The sequence below is a fragment of the Shinella lacus genome (genome assembly GCF_010994755.1).
GTDB classification, from domain to species: Bacteria; Pseudomonadota; Alphaproteobacteria; order Rhizobiales; family Rhizobiaceae; genus Shinella; species Shinella lacus.
Window position 1 is genome coordinate 251,380 of the sequence record NZ_WHSB02000008.1, and the last position, 20,348, is coordinate 271,727.

Annotated in this window: 20 protein-coding genes; 16 read left to right on the forward strand and 4 right to left on the reverse strand. The window is 56.0% G+C overall.

All coding sequences use genetic code 11. From position 1 onward, the window contains the following. Positions 1-2: 2 nt before the first annotated feature. The 3 genes from trbH to GB927_RS21760 all read left to right on the forward strand — a co-directional run bounded on the left by trbH (position 3) and on the right by GB927_RS21760 (position 2,778). Positions 3-440 (forward strand): conjugal transfer protein TrbH, encoded by a 438-nt coding sequence (gene trbH / locus GB927_RS21750; protein ID WP_256119304.1) that lies wholly within the window; start codon positions 3-5, stop codon positions 438-440. A gap of 15 nt (positions 441-455) precedes the next feature. After that, a complete protein-coding gene (gene trbI / locus GB927_RS21755; RefSeq protein WP_256119305.1) occupies positions 456-1,751 on the forward strand; it encodes an IncP-type conjugal transfer protein TrbI in 1,296 nt (431 codons plus the stop codon). 322 nt (positions 1,752-2,073) lie between these two features. Continuing rightward, a complete protein-coding gene (locus GB927_RS21760) occupies positions 2,074-2,778 on the forward strand; it encodes an autoinducer binding domain-containing protein (protein WP_256119306.1) in 705 nt (234 codons plus the stop codon). On the opposite strand, the gene GB927_RS21765 is transcribed toward GB927_RS21760, so the two are convergent. Next, positions 2,770-3,093: a transcriptional repressor TraM gene (locus GB927_RS21765; protein ID WP_256119307.1), complete on the reverse strand. Its 324-nt coding sequence runs from the start codon at positions 3,091-3,093 to the stop codon at positions 2,770-2,772. The two genes, GB927_RS21760 and GB927_RS21765, sit on opposite strands and share 9 nt — an antisense overlap. Positions 3,094-3,275: 182 nt before the next feature. Between GB927_RS21765 and GB927_RS21770 the strand changes: the two genes are divergently transcribed. From GB927_RS21770 to GB927_RS21795, 6 genes are all read left to right on the forward strand, one after another. After that, the gene (locus GB927_RS21770) at positions 3,276-3,488 is read left to right on the forward strand and encodes a helix-turn-helix domain-containing protein (RefSeq protein ID WP_256119308.1); all 213 of its coding nucleotides are present in this window, start codon (positions 3,276-3,278) and stop codon (positions 3,486-3,488) included. Positions 3,489-3,753: 265 nt separating this feature from the next. Then, the gene (gene doeA, locus GB927_RS21775; RefSeq protein ID WP_256119309.1) at positions 3,754-4,935 is read left to right on the forward strand and encodes an ectoine hydrolase DoeA; all 1,182 of its coding nucleotides are present in this window, start codon (positions 3,754-3,756) and stop codon (positions 4,933-4,935) included. Positions 4,936-5,053: 118 nt separating this feature from the next. Continuing rightward, positions 5,054-6,217, forward strand: coding sequence for an acetylornithine deacetylase (gene argE, locus GB927_RS21780; protein ID WP_256119310.1), 1,164 nt, complete (start codon positions 5,054-5,056; stop codon positions 6,215-6,217). A gap of 14 nt (positions 6,218-6,231) precedes the next feature. Beyond that, positions 6,232-6,561 (forward strand): hypothetical protein, encoded by a 330-nt coding sequence (locus GB927_RS21785; protein WP_256119311.1) that lies wholly within the window; start codon positions 6,232-6,234, stop codon positions 6,559-6,561. Between the two features lie 535 nt (positions 6,562-7,096). Further along, on the forward strand, positions 7,097-8,467 hold the full coding sequence (locus GB927_RS21790) for an aminotransferase family protein (protein WP_256119312.1): 1,371 nt from the start codon (positions 7,097-7,099) through the stop codon (positions 8,465-8,467). A gap of 87 nt (positions 8,468-8,554) precedes the next feature. Continuing rightward, a complete protein-coding gene (locus tag GB927_RS21795) occupies positions 8,555-9,928 on the forward strand; it encodes a glutamine synthetase family protein (protein WP_256119313.1) in 1,374 nt (457 codons plus the stop codon). Here the strand turns inward: GB927_RS21795 and GB927_RS21800 are convergent, their stop codons facing one another. Then, complete coding sequence (locus tag GB927_RS21800) at positions 9,929-11,023, reverse strand: DmpA family aminopeptidase (RefSeq protein ID WP_256119314.1); 1,095 nt, start codon at positions 11,021-11,023, stop codon at positions 9,929-9,931. Positions 11,024-11,217: 194 nt separating this feature from the next. Here GB927_RS21800 and GB927_RS21805 point away from each other — a divergent pair, with 194 nt between their 5' ends. From GB927_RS21805 to GB927_RS21835, 7 genes are all read left to right on the forward strand, one after another. Next, on the forward strand, positions 11,218-12,267 hold the full coding sequence (locus GB927_RS21805; RefSeq protein ID WP_256119315.1) for an ABC transporter ATP-binding protein: 1,050 nt from the start codon (positions 11,218-11,220) through the stop codon (positions 12,265-12,267). A 1-nt stretch (position 12,268) separates the two neighbouring features. Further along, complete coding sequence (locus tag GB927_RS21810; RefSeq protein ID WP_256119316.1) at positions 12,269-13,174, forward strand: ABC transporter permease; 906 nt, start codon at positions 12,269-12,271, stop codon at positions 13,172-13,174. Next, complete coding sequence (locus tag GB927_RS21815; RefSeq protein ID WP_256119317.1) at positions 13,174-14,016, forward strand: ABC transporter permease; 843 nt, start codon at positions 13,174-13,176, stop codon at positions 14,014-14,016. Before GB927_RS21810 ends, GB927_RS21815 begins: the two co-directional genes overlap by 1 nt. A 26-nt stretch (positions 14,017-14,042) precedes the next feature. Further along, positions 14,043-15,077, forward strand: a complete 1,035-nt coding sequence (locus tag GB927_RS21820; protein ID WP_256119318.1) for an ABC transporter substrate-binding protein — start codon at positions 14,043-14,045, stop codon at positions 15,075-15,077. Positions 15,078-15,139: 62 nt separating this feature from the next. Continuing rightward, the gene (locus GB927_RS21825; protein ID WP_256119319.1) at positions 15,140-15,466 is read left to right on the forward strand and encodes a N,N-dimethylformamidase alpha subunit family protein; all 327 of its coding nucleotides are present in this window, start codon (positions 15,140-15,142) and stop codon (positions 15,464-15,466) included. A gap of 19 nt (positions 15,467-15,485) precedes the next feature. Beyond that, complete coding sequence (locus tag GB927_RS21830; protein WP_256119320.1) at positions 15,486-17,723, forward strand: N,N-dimethylformamidase beta subunit family domain-containing protein; 2,238 nt, start codon at positions 15,486-15,488, stop codon at positions 17,721-17,723. 33 nt (positions 17,724-17,756) lie between these two features. Then, positions 17,757-18,629 carry a GntR family transcriptional regulator gene (locus tag GB927_RS21835; RefSeq protein WP_256119321.1) on the forward strand — a complete coding sequence of 291 codons (873 nt, stop codon included), beginning with the start codon at positions 17,757-17,759 and terminating at the stop codon, positions 18,627-18,629. A gap of 45 nt (positions 18,630-18,674) precedes the next feature. Here GB927_RS21835 and GB927_RS21840 read toward each other — a convergent pair whose 3' ends face one another. Together GB927_RS21840 and GB927_RS21845 are read right to left on the reverse strand one after the other, a co-directional pair. Next, positions 18,675-19,055, reverse strand: coding sequence for a Rid family detoxifying hydrolase (locus GB927_RS21840; RefSeq protein ID WP_256119322.1), 381 nt, complete (start codon positions 19,053-19,055; stop codon positions 18,675-18,677). Positions 19,056-19,076: 21 nt separating this feature from the next. Further along, positions 19,077-20,327, reverse strand: coding sequence for a D-amino acid dehydrogenase (locus GB927_RS21845; protein ID WP_256119323.1), 1,251 nt, complete (start codon positions 20,325-20,327; stop codon positions 19,077-19,079). Between the last annotated feature and the right edge of the window lie 21 nt (positions 20,328-20,348).

A 20,348-nucleotide genomic window follows, 5' to 3' on the forward strand; every position in this document is an offset into this window, starting at 1 on the left:
TCATGCGCAGGCTCCTTCCCACACTCGCAGCACTCTCCCTTCTGACCGCTTGCCAATCCACCGACGACACACTCGCCACCAGTTCGACTCCGGTCGCGGTCACCGGTGCGACCGCGGGTGCGATCGCCGGCGACATGACGAGCCGGCTCGCCGAGCAGATCGGGCCGGCCGGAACCACCGTGGTCAAAATCGACAAGGACAGTTCCGACTATGCCGCGGCCCTCGATGCGGCGCTCAAGGGCTGGGGCTACACCGTGATTTCCGATGGCAAGGTCGGCAAGGACCAGAAGCCTGTCGAGATCGCCTGGTCGATCGACAGCTTCGACGGCCAGGTCCTGGCACGATTGAGCACACCATCGGTCGCGCTCGGACGCGCCTATAGCGCGACTGCTGCCGGCGCGACGCCGGCAAGCCCGCTCTCTGTGATGAAGCTCAACTGAAAAAGGCGAACAGGCATGGTTCAGTCCCTCCAACTCGGCACCACCACCGGCGACGATCAACAGGGCATGCGGCGCCTCAATCGCCTTCCGATCGCCATTGCCATCATCGTCATCGTGCTGTTCCTCGGCGTCGTGGTTGTCGGCCTCTCCTGGCGAGGGCTGAGCTTCAGTCGCGGCATCGACCTCGACAACGGTTCAAGCACGCCGGCGACAAGTTTCGGCGATCAGCTGAAGCGCGGCGTTTCCGACGGGATCATCGGTGAGCCGGAGCGGCAGGAGATTTTCCAGCCGACGCCAATCGTTCGCCAGGAAGAGGAACGGCACGAGCCGGTGATGGAGCGGCAGGTGGAAGAGCGCCGCGATCGGCGGGCACAGCTGGAATCGGAAGAGGAATGGCGGGCGCGTTTGAAACGCGAACAGGACGAGCAGTTCCTGCGTGAGGCCCAGCGCCAGCGGATGGCCCGGCTTCAGGCACGCGCCACGGCGTTGGATTCTCCGCTAAAGGTTGATGTCTCCGACGTCGCCAGCAGCGCATCCGACAGATCAACGGACCATCAGACGGCAAACGCGAACGCCAGCAGCGCATCCGACCTTTACGCCGCCGCCATGAAATCCGGTTTGATGGGCCAGAATGTCGATCCGAACCGGCAGGGGACAAAGGAGGATTTTTTCAATCAGGACATCAAAGATCTCGGCTATCTGCCGAACCAAGTCGTACCGCAGCTGTCGCCTTACGAGCTGAAACGTGGTTCGGTCATCCCGGCGGCCCTGATCACTGGCCTCAATTCCGATCTTCCCGGCAGGATCACCGCCCAGATCACCCAGAATGTCTATGACAGCGCGACAGGATACCGCCTGCTGATCCCGCAAGGTGCAAAACTGTTCGGACGTTACGATTCCAAAGTCTCGTTCGGGCAGGAGAGGGTGCTTGTCATCTGGACCGACTTGATCTTCCCCAATGGCGCCACGCTGCAGATCGGCGGAATGGCCGGCACGGATGCTGAAGGCTATGGCGGGTTCAAGGACAAGGTCGATCGACACTTGTGGCGTACATTTGGATCAGCTGCACTGGTCGCCCTGATCGGCACGGGCATCGACATGTCGATCCCGGAGAGCTCGACACTTGCAACGCAGGACACGGCGTCTGACGCGGCGCGGCGCAACTTCGCGGACTCGTTTGGGCGGGCGGCGGAGCAAACGATTTCGAAGAATCTGAACGTCCAGCCGACGATCCGCATCCGTCCCGGCTACAAGTTCAACGTGCTGGTCGATCAGGACATTATCTTTCCTTCGCCGTATAAATCGAACTAGCCACGGCAAAGCGGCAGTGCCCCGACCTGTGTACAGCAAGCATTAAGTTTGCAATTTCTTTTCGCTTTTTCTCATCTTTTTGGTCGCGTCCGACTTGAAAAGTGAATTTTTGCCGGTACTCCTACAGTACACGGAACGGGGGACTGCGTCGTCGGTTTTACGCACCCAAGGTTGCCGTGTTCGAACAGGTGGAATGCAAGGTTCGCGTTCCACCTCCGATGTCCCACCGGCTCGAAGTCGTCAGGACCGTGCGCGCAGCGCCGCTGAAGCAAATGCGATACGAGGATCGCACAGCCGGGTCAGAAGATAGGAGAACATGTCCGTGGACGGAGTTATTCGCTCACTCCTTGATATGCTTGATGCGGCGCAAGACGAACAGATGGTCAAAGGCGCTCTCAAAAGCTTCGCGCAGTCTTGCGGCTACGACCGCTTTGCCTACCTGCAGACGGAAGGCTCCGAGATCAAGACGTTCAATACCTACCCAGAGCCATGGGAGGAAATTTACCTTAGCAGCCAATATGCCAGCATCGATCCCGTCGTTTGGGAGGCCAGGCATCGCCGCGACGTGTTCTCCTGGACCGCGGACGATTGGCCGGCACGCGGGTCGACGCCGCTTCGCCGCTTCCGCGATGAAGCGGTCGACCATGGCATTCGCTCCGGTGTCACGCTGCCTGTCGATGGCACCTTCGGCTCGGCAATCATGCTAACGTTTTCGTCGCCAGAGCAGAAAGTCGATATCGCATCCCTCCTGGATACCAAAAGCGCCGTACAGATCGTGTTGGCCGTTCACTACCGGCTGAAGCTGATAGGGGCATCGACAGCACTCAATCCAAAACGAATTCTGTCGCCACGCGAATTGATGTGCACTGTCTGGGCTGCCAAAGGAAAAACCACCCATGAAACGGCGGTTTTGACGGGAATCAACGCCAGGACCGTACAGCACTACCTTGATAGCGCGCGGGACAAGTTCGACGCCAAAACGTTGCCGCAATTGGTCGGGTTGGCCAAGGACCGCAAGCTAATTTAAGTCGCTCCCACTATCCTCGGGCAGTGTGGGGACAAATCCCAATGCCTCCAAAATTCGAGCCAGCTCGCACTGCTGAGCCTGCGACCTTTCCTGCCGGACCATATGTTCGTTCTGCAAGGTTTGAAGGATCTGAACTGACGTTGTGGGATCCTCGCTCGCCCGGAGCCACTCTTCGTACACCTCTTGATCGGCCGCGAGAAGTTTTCGGTGCTCGCGGATCGCGTTAACGGCGATAGTTTCAAGTTCTGCGATGGACATCGAACAGTAGGATGCTGACCCGACTTTCTCGCGATCTGCGGGCGAGCCGCTTTTCATGAAATCTTCCCCGTGATCATCCAATTTCGGAGAGTCTAAACGATTTAGGCGGAGAGAACACCCCGCGTGGGCGTAACGACTCAGGACAAATGCGTTTTACGATCACTGTATTATCACGTCCATCCACGAATCGGAACTATAGTTCCTAGAACCATTGTTCCTGTTGAGGTTTCGCTGATGGCATGGATCTCAAAGAGGTCATGGCCATTAATCTGCGTCGGATCCGCCATGAGAAAAATTTGACGCAAGAAGAATTAGCCGAGCTGTCGGGCGTAAGTGCTCGTTATATTGGCGACGTGGAGAGAAGCAAGAAATCCGCCACAGTCACGGTACTAGGCCAGATAGCTGAAGCACTTGGTGTGGAGCCAGGCGCGCTCTTAGCTGGAGCGCGATAAGCGGAAAGGGTGACAAAGGCTCCGTTTAAATCACCACTCAACAAACTTTTTTGTAGCACGTCCTGCAACATGGCCACTAAAATGAGCGCTTTCTGTACCTCACGGTACTGGATTGGCATTGCCTGCGGGCTCTGTTTGGCAGGGGGATTACCGGCTATCTCCCATTGAGATGGCTCGTTTCTATAATCGGCATTTGACCCCGCCTCCTCAGCAGGTGATCGTACATTTCAATTCGGTGCGATCACTGAAGAAGAAAAGGTCAACAATGGGAACGAGCACGCTCAATTTCAGTCTGGAAGAATACGCTGAACGGCTTCCGAAAACACGCGCCGGGATGCAGGCCAAAGGTATTGATACGCTTGTAATTAGTGACCCGGCCAACATGGCGTGGCTCACGGGTTATGATGGCTGGTCGTTCTACGTCCATCAGGCAGTCGTGGTTCCGCCGGAAGGTCAACCCATTTGGTTCGGCCGGGGTATCGATGAGCCGGGAGCGCATCGGACAGCATATATTGGCGCCGAAAACATCGTCGGTTACCCTGACCACTATGTACACTCCCCGGACCGTCATCCCATGGAGTTGCTCGCCAAACTACTGGTGGACCGCCGCCTCGACAACGGTTTCATTGGCGTAGAAAAGGACGCATACTGGTTTTCAGCAGCTGCGTATGAATGTCTCGCAGCCGGCCTTCCAAATGCCAAATTCGTTGACGCAACGGTGCTGGTGAACTGGCAACGCGTAATCAAAAGTCCGGCGGAAATCGCCTATATGCGCAATGCTGGCCGCATCATTGAGTTGATGCACAAGCGCATCTACGAAAAAATTGAACCGGGTATGCGCAAGTGCGATCTGACCGCTGAGATTTACGATGCGGCAATTCGTGGAACGCCGGAATTCGGCGGTGATTACCCTGCGCTCGTGCCCCTCCTACCCTCCGGTGCTGATGCGGCTGCCTGCCATCTCACTTGGGATGACAAGCCAATGCGCAACAACGAGGGTACATTCTTCGAAATTGCAGGTGTTTATCGCCGTTATCACGTTCCAATGTCGCGAACCGTATACCTTGGTAAGCCAGACCAGATATTTCTGGACGCGGAGAAAATCACTCTCGAAGGCATGGATGCGGGTCTGGCGATCGCAAAGCCGGGTAACACCTGTGAAGATATCGCAATCGCGTTTTGCGACGTGCTCGAGCGATATGGCATCAAAAAGGAAAATCGCGTGGGCTACTCGGTTGGTTTGGCCTATCCGCCGGATTGGGGTGAACATACCATCAGCTTGCGGCGTGGTGAGAAAACCGAACTGAAACCCGGAATGACATTCCACTTTATGACCGGCCTGTGGATGGAAGACTGGGGTTTCGAAATGACTGAGACCATCCTGATTACGGAAAACGGGATGGAATGCCTGGCAAATGTTCCACGCAAACTGATGGTCAAGAATTGAGGCTTGGGGCGCCTCGCGGCGCCCTAGTTATGCCCGTTCATCTTATGCTCGGCCATACGTGGGGATTGGAGCGACTGTCTACATCTCGCCGCGGCAGAGACGCCTTTTGGAGGATAACATGTCTGCAAATACCTTTGAGGAAGCCAGAGCGATACTGGATAAGCTCATCGCATTTCCAACCATTTCATCCGATTCAAATGTCGCACTGGTTGACTATGTGGTCGATTATTTGGAGCAAATCGGTGCTCGCGTCTTCCTTCAGCCAAGCGAATGCGGTGAAAAGGCGAATTTGTTCGCGACGATTGGTCCGGAAGGTGATGGCGGAATTGTCCTGTCTGGCCATACAGATGTTGTTCCCGTTGAAGGTCAGGACTGGGTCAGCGACCCCTTCAAAATGTTTGAAAAAGATGGGCGACTTTACGGGCGCGGAACCTGCGACATGAAGGGGTTTCTGGCGTGTTCCATGGCTATGGCGCGTGAGGTGTCGACCCAAAGCCTAGTCCGTCCTCTGCATCTTGCATTCACATATGATGAGGAAGTCGGATGCTTTGGTGCGAAGGCGCTGATGGAAGAGCTCGCGCGACGTAACATCAAGCCATCGGTAGCGATTATCGGTGAACCTACGCAGATGCGTGTCATCGAGGGTCACAAAGGATGCTATGAATATACGACGAATTTCATAGGTCTTGAAGGCCACGGTTCTCAACCGGATCTCGGTGTCAACGCTATCCAATATGCGTCAAAGTTCATAAATCACCTAGTGGAACTCGGCGAAAAGCTGAAAGCCCGGGCGCCCCAGGACGGCCGGTTCGATCCTCCGTGGTCTACTATCCAGGTCGGAAAAATTTCAGGTGGAGCCGGCAGGAATATTATCGCTGGCACATGCTCAGTCGAATGGGAAATGCGCCCGGTACAGCCGTCTGATGCAACTCTGGTAAAGAAGAGCCTCGACGCCTTCTTTGACCGTGAGCTGTTGCCGCAAATGAAGGCAGTTTCAGCCTTCGCGTCCGCCGAAACGGTGGTTGTAGGTGAGATTGAAGGCCTTCAGGTCGTCGCCCAGTCCGAAGCTCGGGAAATAGTTTACAAGGTTACGGGTGCAAACGGCGCCGATGTCGTTGCCTTCGGCACTGAAGCCGGGCTTTTCCAGGAGGCGGGAATGTCAGCAGTCATCTGTGGACCCGGCTCTATCGAACAGGCTCACAAACCGAATGAATTCATTGAGATTGATCAGCTGAGAAACTGCGTGGAAATGCTTTCGCAGCTTCGAGCACGGCTCATCTGATCTGGGTTGCGGCGGTGGAGGAGGAAGCCACCGCCGCTATCACGGATTCGAAAGTTCTTCGCGGCTCGCTGCCGGAAGCGCCAAACCAAAAAAGGGAACATAAAATGAGAAACGTACTTGTCCAGTTCGGTCGAATCGCCACACTCGGGCTGTTAGCTGCTTCGGTGGCATTTTCAGCCACCGCCGGGGAACTTTCCAACCGTATCGCCAATAAGGAGCCGATCCGGATCGGCTATTCTTATGAAGTGCCGTTTGCATATCCCGGCACATCGAATGAACCCGTTGGATTTGTTAATGCCCCAGAAACACGACTAAGGGCTTCGCGCGTGCCTCTCATAATTTAGAACGTTGGTGGTGTGCAGACCCAAAGGATGCTCGCCGCATCTTCTCCGATATTGCGATAGGAATGCGGTATATTTGATCGGCCTGATGCCGCAAAAGCGCGGCCGGCGAGGCCGGGCAACGAGATTGCTGCTGCGCCGATGGATGCTGCTTTAAGGAATTCGCGTCTGTGTATTGTCACGTTGAGTTCCCTCTGGTTGGAAAAAGCACACGAGAGGGCACCCCGACCAACGGTCGGTTAAAAATTCGATTGAATTTGAACCCCTCGAGGACGGCGGACTTCTGGTTGATCCGCTCTCTCCCGATGCCATCAGTAAACATAAAGGGATTCGTATTCAAGTAACTTGAATGAGATTCCTTTAGAATTTCTGTTTTGATTTATTGCATCGAAAATTCGCGCATTTGTGCCGAATTTGCGGAAAAATTGTTCTTTGCCTGCTCAAAAAAAATGATTTTTGAGCCTTGGCTGGTGGTTGACCAAATCCTGCAAGCGTGGGAATGTTCTTTCGGACCTCAAAAAACAATGTGAGACCTAAAATGAACAAACACGTAGGAAACTCCTGGGAGCAGCGTGACATGGAGAGCGTTTTCCATGGTTTCACGGACCTCGAAACGCTCAACAAAAACGGCCCGGTCGTACTCACCCATGGCGAAGGAATTCATGTCTTTGACGTTCATGGCAAAAGCTACATGGACGCAAACTCCGGCCTTTGGAACAATGTCGCTGGCTTCAATCATCCGGGATTGATCGAAGCGATCTGCGAGCAGGCGCGTCGCTTCCCCGGATACCACGCCTTCTTCGGCCGTGTCGCCGATACGACGGTCGCTCTGTCTGAGAAGCTTGTTAAACTCTCCCCGTTCGAGCGCGGGAAAGTCTACTATACAAACTCCGGATCCGAAGCGAACGACACCGTAGTCAAGATGCTTTGGATGCTCCATCGCCGAAATGGGCAACCGCAGCGCCGAAAGATTATCACGCGTGTCAACGCCTATCACGGCGTGACGGTTGCCACCGCGTCTATGACGGGGAAGGCCTATAACGCTGAGTTTGGCCTTCCACTGCCGGGCTTCCTTCATGCGGACTGCCCGCACTACTGGCGTTTCGCGAAGCCGGGTGAAAGCGAGCTAGAGTTCTCACAGCGCCTGGCTCGAAACCTTGAAGAACTGATCATCAAGGAAGGTGCGGACACTATCGCAGGTATGTTCTGTGAGCCAGTGCAAGGTGCCGGTGGTGTAATTCCGCCTTCGGAGGGTTATTTCCAAGCAATCCGGCCGATCCTGCGCAAGTACGGCATTCCGCTGATCGCCGACGAAGTGATCACCGGCTTCGGCCGAACCGGTGAAATGTGGGGCAGCGTGAAATACGACGTGCAGCCCGACGCAATCGTAGCATCCAAGTGCATCACCGCCGGTTACTTCCCGATGGGCGCGGTTATTCTCGGTCCCGATCTCTGCGACGCGTTGACACGCGTCTCGGAAGAAGCCGAAGAGTTCCCTCATGGGTTTACGGCCGGTGGAAACCCGTTGGGAAGTGCTGTCGCTCTGAAGGCGCTCGACATCCTCGAGACCGAAGGACTTCTTGAAAACGTGCGGCGTGTAAGCACCCGTTTCCTTGCTGGTCTCAACAGCCTTGCCGAACACAAGTATGCGGGAGAGGCTCGCGGTGTTGGACTGATGGGGGCCGTCGAGCTTGTCGCTGACAAGAAGACGAAGGCGCCATTGGACGGCAAACTTCAGGTCTCCGAGCGCATTGCTAATAAGGCGCTCCAGAAGGGGCTGATTTGCCGGCCTCTCGGTCAGGCGATTGTTCTCGGACCTCCCTTCATCATTACCGAAGCGCAGATCGACGAGATGTTCGACATTTTGCGCGAGACCATGGCGGAAGTCTTCGCCGACGTAGGCCTCTAATCGCTTCGCGAATCCATTGAACGTCCTTCCTGGCGGCATTGTCTGCCGGGGAGGCTGTGCGTGCATCAATCGTTGGGAGGCTCCGGGATGCCGGGTCAGAAATTGAATCTCGATACTATCGAGAGCGTAAGATCATACATTCGCGAAACAAATCCTAAACACGTCAAAGTCGGAGTGTTCGACATTGATGGTGTGCTACGAGGAAAGTTCATCGCTCGCGACAAATTCCTGTCAGCCCTCGACGACGGTTACGGCTTTTGCAACGCATTGCTTGGCTGGGATGTTGCCGACACACTCTACGATAATTGTGAGTACACCGGCTGGCACACGGGTTTTCCTGATGCAAACCTGCGTATCATCCCTGAAAGCGGAATGATCCTACCTTTTCAAAATGATACGGTTTTCTTCGCAAGTGAATTCTCGGGGGCGGCCGAAGCCATCTGCCCTAGGGGAGTGCTGCGTCGTGTCTTGAAGCGCGCGGCTGATATGGGCTTTTCCATCAAGGCCGCGATGGAATTTGAGTTCTTCATGTTTAAAGAAACGCCGGAATCCCTCGAGGAGAAGGCTTTTCGCGGACTCCAGACCCTTTCACCGGGAAGCTTCAGCTACTCGGTGCTTCGTTCGCTTGTGCAGGAAGGGCTCTACCAGGAAATCCTCGACACGTTCGATTCCATTGGCATCGAACTCGAGGGGCTGCATGCAGAGACGGGGCCGGGTGTCGTTGAAACTGCGATCGCAGTCGATGGTGCTTTGGCGATGGCTGACAAGGCATCGATCTTCAAAGCCTTCATGAAAATCCTCGCTCAGAATCGTGGCCTGATGGCGACGTTTATGGCGAAGTGGAACGAGACGCTTTCCGGCCAGAGTGGACATACCCACATGTCGGTCTGGTCACTGGACGGTAAACCGCTGTTCCACGATCCCGCGGGCGAGCACGGCATGAGCGATACGATGCGCTACTTCCTTGGCGGACAACTCGCGTACTTGCGTGAATTCGCAGCTCTTGTCGCTCCCAACATCAACAGCTATTCGCGACTAACACCGGGATATTGGGCTCCGACGGCAGCGACGTGGGGTATCGACAACAGAACGGTGGGTATCCGCGTCATCCCTGGCTCGACGCGCTCCCAGCGCCTGGAGTATCGTGTTCCGGGTTCAGACGTTAACCCCTACCTCTCGATGGCTGCAGCTATTGGCTCGGGCCTGCTTGGTGTAGAGCGGAAGATTGATCCGGGGGCGATCTCGACCGGAAACGCCTATGCCCAGAACGTTCCAGAAAACCGCCGCCTCCCCAGCAATCTGGAGACCGCTGCGGTGTTGTTTGGTGGCTCAGAGGGGGCCAAAGAACTGTTTGGTGAGGCGTTCGTGCGCCATTTCGCGGATTCTCGCTCGTTTGAAGCGCGTCAGTTCGCCCGTGCGGTCACCGACTGGGAACTTCGGCGTTACTTCGAAATCCTCTGATCAGGACGGGGAATCGTACACCTTGCCAGCGCGACGCAGAATCTGGGTCACAGATTCTGCGTCAAGCGCTTTGCATATATGTCCCGGAGGCTTGAGCGTGGTCATGTCCTGCGCCGCCAGCATCGCGTTCAGGATGGATTCGTCAGTGGCATCGACGACAGCCTCGTATGCCGCGTCTAAAACTTCGTCATTGAGATGCTCGCTGCGTTGAAGTGCTTCATCCACCTGGGGGAGTGGCCGATTGTTGGCGGTACTGAATGCGAGAAAAATATCGCCCGAATTGTTTCCGCCGGGAGTTCCTGTCTTGCTGATGCCAATCCCTGCGCGTCTGGCCAGCCGGTTTAGTTGATCGGGACGAAGCGGCGCGTCGGTCGCGATGATTACGATAATGGATCCCCGCTCGCGGTCGAAGAGTCGATTGTCTCTAAGCTCCATTCCAACCGGTTCGCCGAGGATCGTGAGCCAATCGCGTCTTCCGTGGTTTGCTTGGACGAGAACGCCAAAAGTATAGCTCCGTCCTGCGATATCCACCTTGCGCGACGAGGTGCCGGTTCCGCCCTTGAACTCGTAGCAGATCATCCCCGTCCCGCCACCGGTGTTACCTTCCGCAACGGCCCCGTCTCTGGCGTTATTCAACGCCTGAAGTACATGCTCCTCGCGGATGTGCTGGCCGTTGATGTCGTTGAGAACGCCGTCGTAGGTTTCTGCGATGACGGGCATGGCCCAAAGATGCTGGTCGGCGAACGCTTGTTTATAATGACGGATCATCCATTTGACGGCTGCGTGATGGGCGATGCCGACGCTATGGGTGTTGGTGATGCAGATTGGGCCCAGGAAATGACCGGCATCCCGGATCCAGTGGGATCCGGTCATCTCTCCATTTCCGTTGAGGGAGTGAATCCCGGCGCAGACAAGACGCGCCTCGGTGCTGTAGCCGAGGGGTAGGATTGTTGTCACGCCAGTTCGGATGACACCTTCGGACTCACTCAGTGTCTCGCTGCCAACAAGCACGCCGCCCACATCCGTGATCGCGTTGTTCTCGCCTGGCGTGCCTCTCAGCTTCCAGCCTAAATTTCGAGCCCGTTTGCTTATCATTTGTGCACTCCTCTGATCCGCAAGGACATCAAATCACTTTCTTCCCGCAAACTGAAAAATCTGTTTGTGAGAACTTCGAAAGTATGTTTTTTTAGCTCCATAAAAACAACGACAAAATTCTCCAGAGGAAAATTATGGGCTTCTTACAGATAGCCTCAGCTCACAAGGCGTACCAAACGCCTGAGGGAACGCTGGTGCGCGCGCTCGACGACATTACGATCAATGTCAGGAGCAACGAATTCTTGACACTCCTCGGACCATCGGGTTGCGGGAAGACTACGCTGCTGAAAACCATCGCCGGTTTTGAAGACTTGGATGGAGGCGACCTCATTCTTGAGGGGCGCAGCCTGAAGGCCGTTCCGGCGCACCGTCGTCCATTCAACACCGTCTTCCAGAACTACGCCTTGTTTCCCCACATGAACGTCTCGCAGAACATCGCCTATGGTCTCGACGTTGCCGGCGTGAAGAAGGCCGAACGTGACCGCCGCGTTGGCGAGGCACTGGAAATGGTCGGCCTGGCTGGCTACGGCGGCCGAAAGCCTTCGCAGCTTTCCGGAGGTCAGCAACAGCGTGTTGCACTTGCACGTTCGCTGGTCTTGAAGCCCCGCGTTCTGCTCCTCGACGAGCCACTCTCCGCTCTGGATCGCAAGATGCGAGAGACGATGCAGATTGAGTTGAAGAACCTTCAGAACTCCGTGGGTATCACGTTCATCTTCGTTACGCACGATCAGGAAGAAGCTTTGGCGATGTCCGATCGTATCGCCGTTTTATCGCACGGCAAGGTACAGCAGCTTGGCTCGCCTAACGACGTTTACGACACCCCAGCAAACGAATTCGTTGCGAACTTCGTTGGAACCTCAAATCTATTCAGCGGGCGCATCGTGGAGAACGATGCAGCTCGCGGCTTGGTCACGATCGAGACCGCCAATGGACGGAGGTTGATTGCGAGTGGACGCGACTTCGCAAACGGCAGTGCGGTGAAGATGGTTCTTCGCCCAGAGCATCTCCGTCTGGTTGATACCGGCGAATTCGAAGGGGCAGGCACCCTAGAGGGGCAAGTTAAGGACGTTATCTTTGTCGGATCCGTCATCCATGTCCATGTCGACGTAGGCTTTGGGAGGACGGCGATCGTTCATCACCACCACGATCGGGCGGGCATACGGAACGCGATCGAAGCTGGAGCGAATGTGCGCATCGCCTACTCGCCGTCTTCCGCGCATTTGATTGCAGCCGAGCGAGGCTGAGATGATCACTGGAAAAACCGTTCAATCAAGAAAGACGCAAGCGCTACTCTTGCTGCTGTCGCCGATCACGATCCTTCTCGGCGCCTTCTTTCTAATCCCGCTCGGGATCATGGTGGTTTACAGCTTCCTTGAGCCTGGACTCTACGGCGGTGTCGAATGGACCTGGTACCCCTATAACTACGGGAGAATAATCGGCTGGCCGCTCAACGACTACGAGACCTTTGAGCCAATTTACCTCTCGATATTCCTGAGCTCTCTCAAGATTGCTTCTCTGACCGTCATCTTTTCGCTCTTGATCTGTTACCCCGCTGCATTCTGGGTCAGCCGTATGAGCGAACGGCGCAAGAGTTTCGTGCTTTTCTTGATCACATTGCCGTTCTTCGCCAACCTTCTCGTGCGAATTTACGCGTGGCTTCTGCTCCTGAGGCCTACCGGCTTCATCAACATGGCTCTCCAAAGCATTGGTCTCGTGGCGCAGCCGCTTGACATGCTTTTCTCGAGCTTCGCGGTCATTGTCGGCATGGTCTACATTTTCACGCCGTTCATGTTTCTACCCATCTACGCGAATGTCGAAAAATTGGACTACTCGTTGGTACGGGCTTCCCAGGATCTCGGAGCAACACCCCTACAGACATTCCTCCGCGTCATCCTACCGCTGACCCTTCCCGGCATCGCTGGTGGATCGATCATCGTCTTCATACCGGCGCTTGGAAATTTCATTGTGCCGTCGTTCCTCGGAGGTTCAAAGGTCCAGATGACCGGTAACCTCATCGAACGTTCTTTCCTGCAATCACGTGACTGGCCGTTCGGCGCTGCACTGGCGCTGCTTATCATGGCCTCTGTCGTGCTCGTGGTCATGTTCCAAGTTGTTCGAAGCTCTCGTGCTCAAGCAAGGGGTGCGGCGTGATGAATAGAATCCTGTCGTCTTTCAAAATCTTCCCAAGCGTCTTCAATATCTACGGCTTCCTGTTCCTAGCCTTCCTCTACATGCCGCTTGCGTTGATCGTGCTCTATTCCTTTAACGCAAACCCGATCAACATCGCCGTCTGGACGGGCTTCACGTTCGACTGGTACCGGACGATCTTCGGTGGTGCTGCTGTTGAAACAACGTTTGACTCGGCATTCAGCGAGTCTCCGCAACGGATATTCGAGGTCGTCAAGAACAGCTTTCTCGTGGCGGTTTCGGCTGCGACCATCGCTACCGTAATTGGAACGGCAACAGCAATCGCCCTGGCGCGCTACAAGTTCTTCGGAAAGCGTTTTTACCAAACGCTTCTTCTGCTTCCGATACTCATTCCCGACATCGTTTTGGGTATCGCGCTCCTCGTGTTTTTTGTGGGCGTAGGCTTCGAACTCGGTCTTCTGACGATCATCATCGGCCACGTGACATTCTTGTCCAGCTATGTGTTCGTTGTCGTTTCTGCTCGGCTTGCAGGGATGGACACAACCTTGGAGCAGGCATCCGCCGACCTGGGCGCTGGTCCGTTCACAACTTTTCGCCGCGTAACGCTTCCGCAGATCATGCCGGGCGTGGTGGGCGGCTTCTTGCTCGCCTTCATCATCTCACTCGACGACGTGGTGATCACCTACTTCATCGCAGGCGTTGGCTCGCAGACACTGCCACTTTTCATCCTCGCCATGATGCGGAGGGGGTTGCGACCTCAGATTACCGCTCTGGCCGTTCTCATTCTCGTGTTCTCGTTCGTCGTGGCGACAGTTGGCCTGCTGCTGCGCAACCGGAAGTCTTAACAAGCAAAAAAAGGGGAGTACCTGAAATGAAGAGAATGCTGACTCGACTTGCAGGCGTGGCATCGATCCTTCTGCTGACAACCCAGATGGCCTCGGCAGATGGGAAACTTAGTCTCTACAACTGGGGCGACTACATCAATCCGGAGCTGATCGACGCATTCAGCAAGGAATACAAGGTCGACGTAACGCTCGACACCTATTCCACCAATGAAGAAATGCTTGCTCGCATTCAGGCCGGTGCATCTGGCTACGACCTCGTTTGGCCATCGGTGCACATGCATGACATTATGCAAAAGCTCGGGTTGCTGCAGGCAGCACATCCGAACCAGATGCCTGGCTGGGAAAATATCGACAAGGCAGCTTTACGCTCGCATGAGGATCCTCAAGGAGACTATTGCCTCCCGTATGCCTGGGGAGCCGTGGGCATCCTCTATAACAAGAAGCTCATTCCCGATTTGAAATCCTGGCGGCAGTTCTTTGACTACGCCAAGGCCAATCCGGGCAAAGTGACGATGCTCGACGATCTGCGAGAAACGCTGGGAGTCGGCCTAATCATGACGGGTTCGTCGGTAAACTCACGCAATCCTGAGGAAATCGAGAAGGCCGAGGCCTTCATCATGCAGCAGAAGCCGAACATCGGTGCGTTCCGTTACGACGTAATCCCGTTGGTGACTTCCGGCGACATTGCCGCGGGCCACTACTATGTTGGTGGTGTTCTCAACGTCCTCCAGAACCCGGACCTATTGGGCTTTGTCATCCCAGAGGAAGGAGCGACGATGTATCAGGAGGACGTGTGCCTTCTGGAAGGGGCTCCGAACTCCGAGAATGCAGAGCTGTTCATGCAATTTCTCATGCGTCCGGAGAACGCTGCAAAGAACTCCGAGCGTCTCACGAACGGCGTTGTGAACACGGCCGCGGTCTCGCTGCTGCCGGATAATCTCAAGACGAACCCGTCGATCAATCCTTCTCCTGAGGTCCGCGCAAAGCTTCAGATTTTCGAGGACCTCGGCAAGGATCTGCGAGTCTACACCCGCGCTTGGGACCGCATCAAGACGAACTGATTTCTTACTCGAAACCGTCGGGGTGCGGATGGCGCACCCCGACCTCTTTCTTGGAGTGCCTGATGAGCAGATACCAACTAGACCAAAGCGACCTGCAGTTCGCTCGAGAATTTCTCGCCGATCCTGTCGGATATCATAGTCCCGGATTGCAGCGTGTGCTCAACCGAATGCGAGGCGCCGATTGGGCGTGCAAGTACGTGCTCGTCACGCAGGAGCGGCACGGTCGCTGGCTGTTGGGAAAGATGCCGCGTAAGCGCGGGTCCGAAATCGAAATCGTTGAAGGTGTCGTCTACACCGATCTGCTGGACGCGGAACGCGATATCTTTCGTCGTCGTTGGCAGGATTTGACCGGCAACGACCTGAACCTTGCTCTGCAAAATGCTGCCTAAATTGAACTGGAAGTCAAACATGTTGCCGATTGTTGCTTACACCGACAAACTCAGTGTTGCCGCGGGTGAAACCCTATCCGTCATGGCGAGTTCCTTTGGCGCGCGTGAATATCGCGCTGACTTGCGCCGGATAATCCAGGGTGACACCAATCCGGAAGGACCTGGATACAAAGATGAACGGATCGATCTGGATCTTGGTGGCGCTCGAAAGGCCGTGGAAAAACGCTTCTTTCCTGGATCATGCGTAATCGTTCCTGCTCAACGGGTGCTGTCTGGTCTTTCCGATTTCACGATCGCTGCAGTGGTTCGACCCACACTCGTCGACGAACGCGAACGTTCCATCATTTCATTGCCAGGATTCGCGCGCATCGGGATTGATGGCGAGCACTTCGTCGCGGAGGCTCACGGCCATCGCCTCGAAGTCAAACAGCCGGTCAATACTGGTGCGTGGCATGTCGTCTCATTGTCCTTCTCAACCGAAACCGGATCGCTGACATTCGCGGTTTCGAAGGATAACGAGGCCGCGAGCGAAGATGTGAAGCCTCTGGTTCAAACGGCTAAGGTTGCAGGTCTCCGGTGCGACGCGAAGGAAGTCGTCATCGCGGCTTCCAGAGGTTCGGATGGCCGGCCTGCTCAGTTCTTTGATGGAAAAATCGATCGACCAGCAATCTTTGGCGCGGAAATATCACATGACGCTCTCCGACGGCTGCTGGCCGACTTCTCTCAGCTTGCCCGGATGCGTTCGCTGCTCGCTGCGTGGGACTTCTCCGTCAAGATGACAACCCAAACGATCTGCGACATATCCCCTTATCAGCTCCATGGGCGTATCCATAACGCGCCGGCTCGGGCGATGACCGGATGGCTTTGGAAGGGGCAGGATCTCGACTGGAAAAAGCGTCCCGATCTCTATTCCGCCATTCATTTCCACTCCACGGACTTTTATGACGCCGGATGGGACGTTGACTTCACCGTTTCGCTCCCCGACGACCTGAAGAGCGGCGTATACGCTGTGCGATTGGTCCCTGATGGGGACGAAGAAGCGGCATATTATTGCGTATTTGCCCTACGGCCGCCTCGGGGGAAGCCGTCTCGAAACACCGTCGCGTTCCTGTTCCCGACATGCAGCTACCTTGCTTATGCCAACCATCGGCTTGCGATGGACGTACCGGGAACTGAGATAGGGATGGGGAGGGTGGTGGAGCTGGATCGGCACCACATGTTCCTTCAATCCAATCCGGGTATCGGGTTCTCTGTCTACGAAACCCACGACGACGAGAGCGGCGTCTTCCATAGCTCTCGCTTGCGGCCCATCGTCGACCTGCAGCCCAAGGTAAAATCGTTCCTGGGCGGTTTTGGCTCGAACGTTTGGCAGTTCAATGCTGATACCCACATCCTGGGGTGGCTGGATGCCATTGATCAGGACTATGACGTGATCACCGACGAGGATGTCCATGAGGAAGGGATGCGCCTGCTCGGTCAGTACAACGTCGTGATCACTGGGACGCATCCGGAATACTATACCCGGAATATGATCGAGGCGCTGCAAGGCTTTACCGATCGAGGCGGCCGCTTGATGTATCTTGGCGGAAACGGCTTCTATTGGGTTGTGAGCTTCAACGAGGACATGCCGGGGATTATGGAGTGCCGTCGATCGGAGGCAGGAATTCGCCCCTGGGAGCCGGGGCATGGCCAGTTCTATCATGCTTTCACCGGCGAATATGGGGGACTTTGGCGACGCAACGGTCGTCCGCCAAATCATCTTTGCGGCGTGGGGATGACATCCCAAGGCTTCGATATATGCGAACCCTACTATCTTGCCCCCGCAGCCAAGGATCCCCGCGTTTCATTTATATTCGACGGTGTGTCGGCAGATGCCAAAATCGGTGATTTTGGTCTGGCAGGTGGAGGTGCTGCGGGATTGGAGGTTGATCGAGCAGATCAATCCCAGGGTACCCCAGACCACGCGCTTGTGCTCGCGTCATCAACACGTCACACCGACATCTACCTGATGACACCTGAAGACCTGTTGGATCCTACTCCTGACTGGTCGGGTACACAGGCCGACATCATTCGCGCTGATCTGACGTTCTTCGAAACCGCTGGAGGAGGTGCTGTGTTCTCTACCGGGTCTATTGCATGGGCAGGCTCGATGGCGTGGAATAGTTATGATAACGAAATCGCTCGCATGACCTCCAACGTCCTGCGGCGGTTCAACGATCCCGAGCGCTTCAGCATACCGGAGCACAAGGACTCGTAAGGTCAGCGCGCATTTTTTGAGATAGGATATTGGGTGGACTCTAAAACGGACCTTCAGCTCAGGCTTGTACGGCAATTGCTGACGAAGATCGTGGATGGGGCCTTCGAAACTGGCGCACACCTGCGGGAGATAGAGCTCTCGCAGGTGTTTGGCGTGTCTCGTACCCCGCTACGCGCAGCTCTTGCCAAGGTGACCGAGCTCGGCGCGGCGGAACGGGGCTGGGGCCGGGGGCTTTATGTCAAGGCTACCCCTGAAGTGGCCGAGCAGATGCTTGCCTCCCTGCCTCAGGAAGACGAAGAGCAGATCAAAGAACAAATCGCGCGAGACTGGTTCGAGGGACAAATTCCCCGCGAAGTATCGGAAAGCTATTTCCGTTCGCGCTACGGCCTCGGCAAAAAATCTCGTGTACTGGAACTCCTGTCCGAAGAAGGAGTGATCGTCCGCTCGCCTGGATATGGGTGGCAGTTCGAACCTACGTTGAATTCGCAAGACTCGAACGACGCGAGCTACGATTTCCGCCTGCTTGTGGAGCCGGGCGCAATCCTTCAATCATCTTTCCACTATGACAAGGTCGGTGCTGCGTCCATTCGCAGCCGCCATGAGCGCGTTCTCAACTCTCAGACCCGCGACCTGCCGGAGCTGTTTCGACTGGACGAAGAATTTCACCAGTTCATTGCGGAATGCTCTAGGAACCCCTTCGTTATTCAAGCGGTGGCGCAACAGAACAAGCTTCGTCGACTGTTGGAATACGCTTCGCTGATCGATACAGGCCGCCTAAACGCCTCGTGCGCGGAGCACATCGAGATCCTTGATGCACTGGATGCTGGCGATCAAAAACGCGCTGCGGCAGCAATGACCCGGCATCTACTGCAGGCCAAAGGGTCGCCACCCGCGTTTAAAGACTAACGTGTTGAACCGAGGCCAACCCCCGTGGGATGGCCTCGGTATCGCTCAACCGAGCGCTATGACTGCTTCAATCTCTACCTTCGCCCCCTTCGGCAGGGCTTTCACCTCGTAGCAGGCTCGAGCGGGATAGGGTTTTGCGAAGAAGCCGGCGTAAACCTTGTTGATCTCGGCGAATTGAGCGAGGTCTGTAAGGAGCACGGTCGTCTTGACCGTGTTGGCAAGCGTGGTTCCGGCCGCGGCGGCTATCGCGCCAAGGTTCTTCAGGCACTGTTCGGCCTGAGCAATGGCATCGTCGGAATTGAACTCGCCCGTCGCCGGGTCAATCGGCAATTGACCCGAAACGAATAGCAGGTTGCCGACTTTGATTGCCTGCGAAAACGGTCCGACAGCGCCTGGTGCATCGGTTGTGTTGATCTCTTCTAGCATTGAATGTTCTCCTGTTTACGTTCAAGCGTAGCGAGCAATCGCGAGATCGGTCGCGTCAATTTCTGGTGTTCGACCTGAGACCAAGTCTGCTACAACGCGGGCCGAACCCGAGCTCATTGTCCAGCCGAGCGTACCGTGACCGGTATTAAGGTAGAGGCCGGCGATCTTGGTTCCCCCGATTACTGGCGTCCCATCTGGAGTCATGGGGCGAAGGCCCGACCAGAAACTTGCCTTAGAAACGTCGCCACCGGGGAAAAGATCTGTAACGGAGTGCTGCAACGTCAGACGGCGGGGCTCGCCGAGATCGTTGGTATAGCCGGAGATCTCGGCCATGCCACCAACGCGGATCCGGTCGCCGAGTCGAGTAATGGCAATTTTGAATGTTTCGTCCATGACCGTTGAGACCGGCGCGCGCGCCTCGTCGGTGATCGGAATGGTCAGCGAATAGCCCTTGACCGGATAAACTGGCAGGCGGATGCCATGAGGCCGTACCAGAAGTGGAGAGAAACTGCCGAGCGCCACGACTACCGCATCGGCCTCCAGCCTGCCATGGGCAGTGATGACCCCGCGGACACGGCCGCCCTCGACATCGAGGCCGCGGATGATGCTGCCGTAGTTGAAGCGCACGCCCAGCACCGCGGCTTCCTTTGCCAAGGCGTTCGAAAATTTGAAGCAATCGCCCGTCTCATCCTTCGGGGTGAGGAGACCTCCGACGATCTTCTCTCGCACATGCGTCAGGGCCGGCTCGACACGGATGCAGCCTTTTGGATCAAGCACTTCGTAGGGAATGCCGTCGGCAGCCAATGCCTTAACGTCCTTGGCAGAGGCATCGAGCTGGGCTTCTGTTCGGAAGAGCTGTAGCGTGCCCTGCATGCGTTCGTCATAGGCAATGCCGGTTTCCTCACGCAATGCGGCAAGCGAGATGCGGCTATAATCCGCCAGCCGCAGCATGCGGCTCTTGTTGATGGCATAGCGTTTTGAGGTGCAGTTGGAGAGCATCTTCAGCATCCATGAGATCATGGCCGCATCGATCTTGGGACGCAGGATCAGCGGCGCATGTTCCATGAACAGCCATTTCATCGCCTTCATCGGGATGCCCGGTGCAGCCCAGGGCGAGCAATAGCCGAAAGATATCTCGCCGGCATTGGCAAAGCTCGTCTCCAGCGCCGGGCCGGGCTGGCGATCGACGACCGTGACCTCATGGCCGGCCTTGGCAAGCTTGTAGGCCGATGTGACGCCGACGATACCGGCGCCGAGAACGATGACTTTCATGATGTCCTCAAAGGGGGAAGG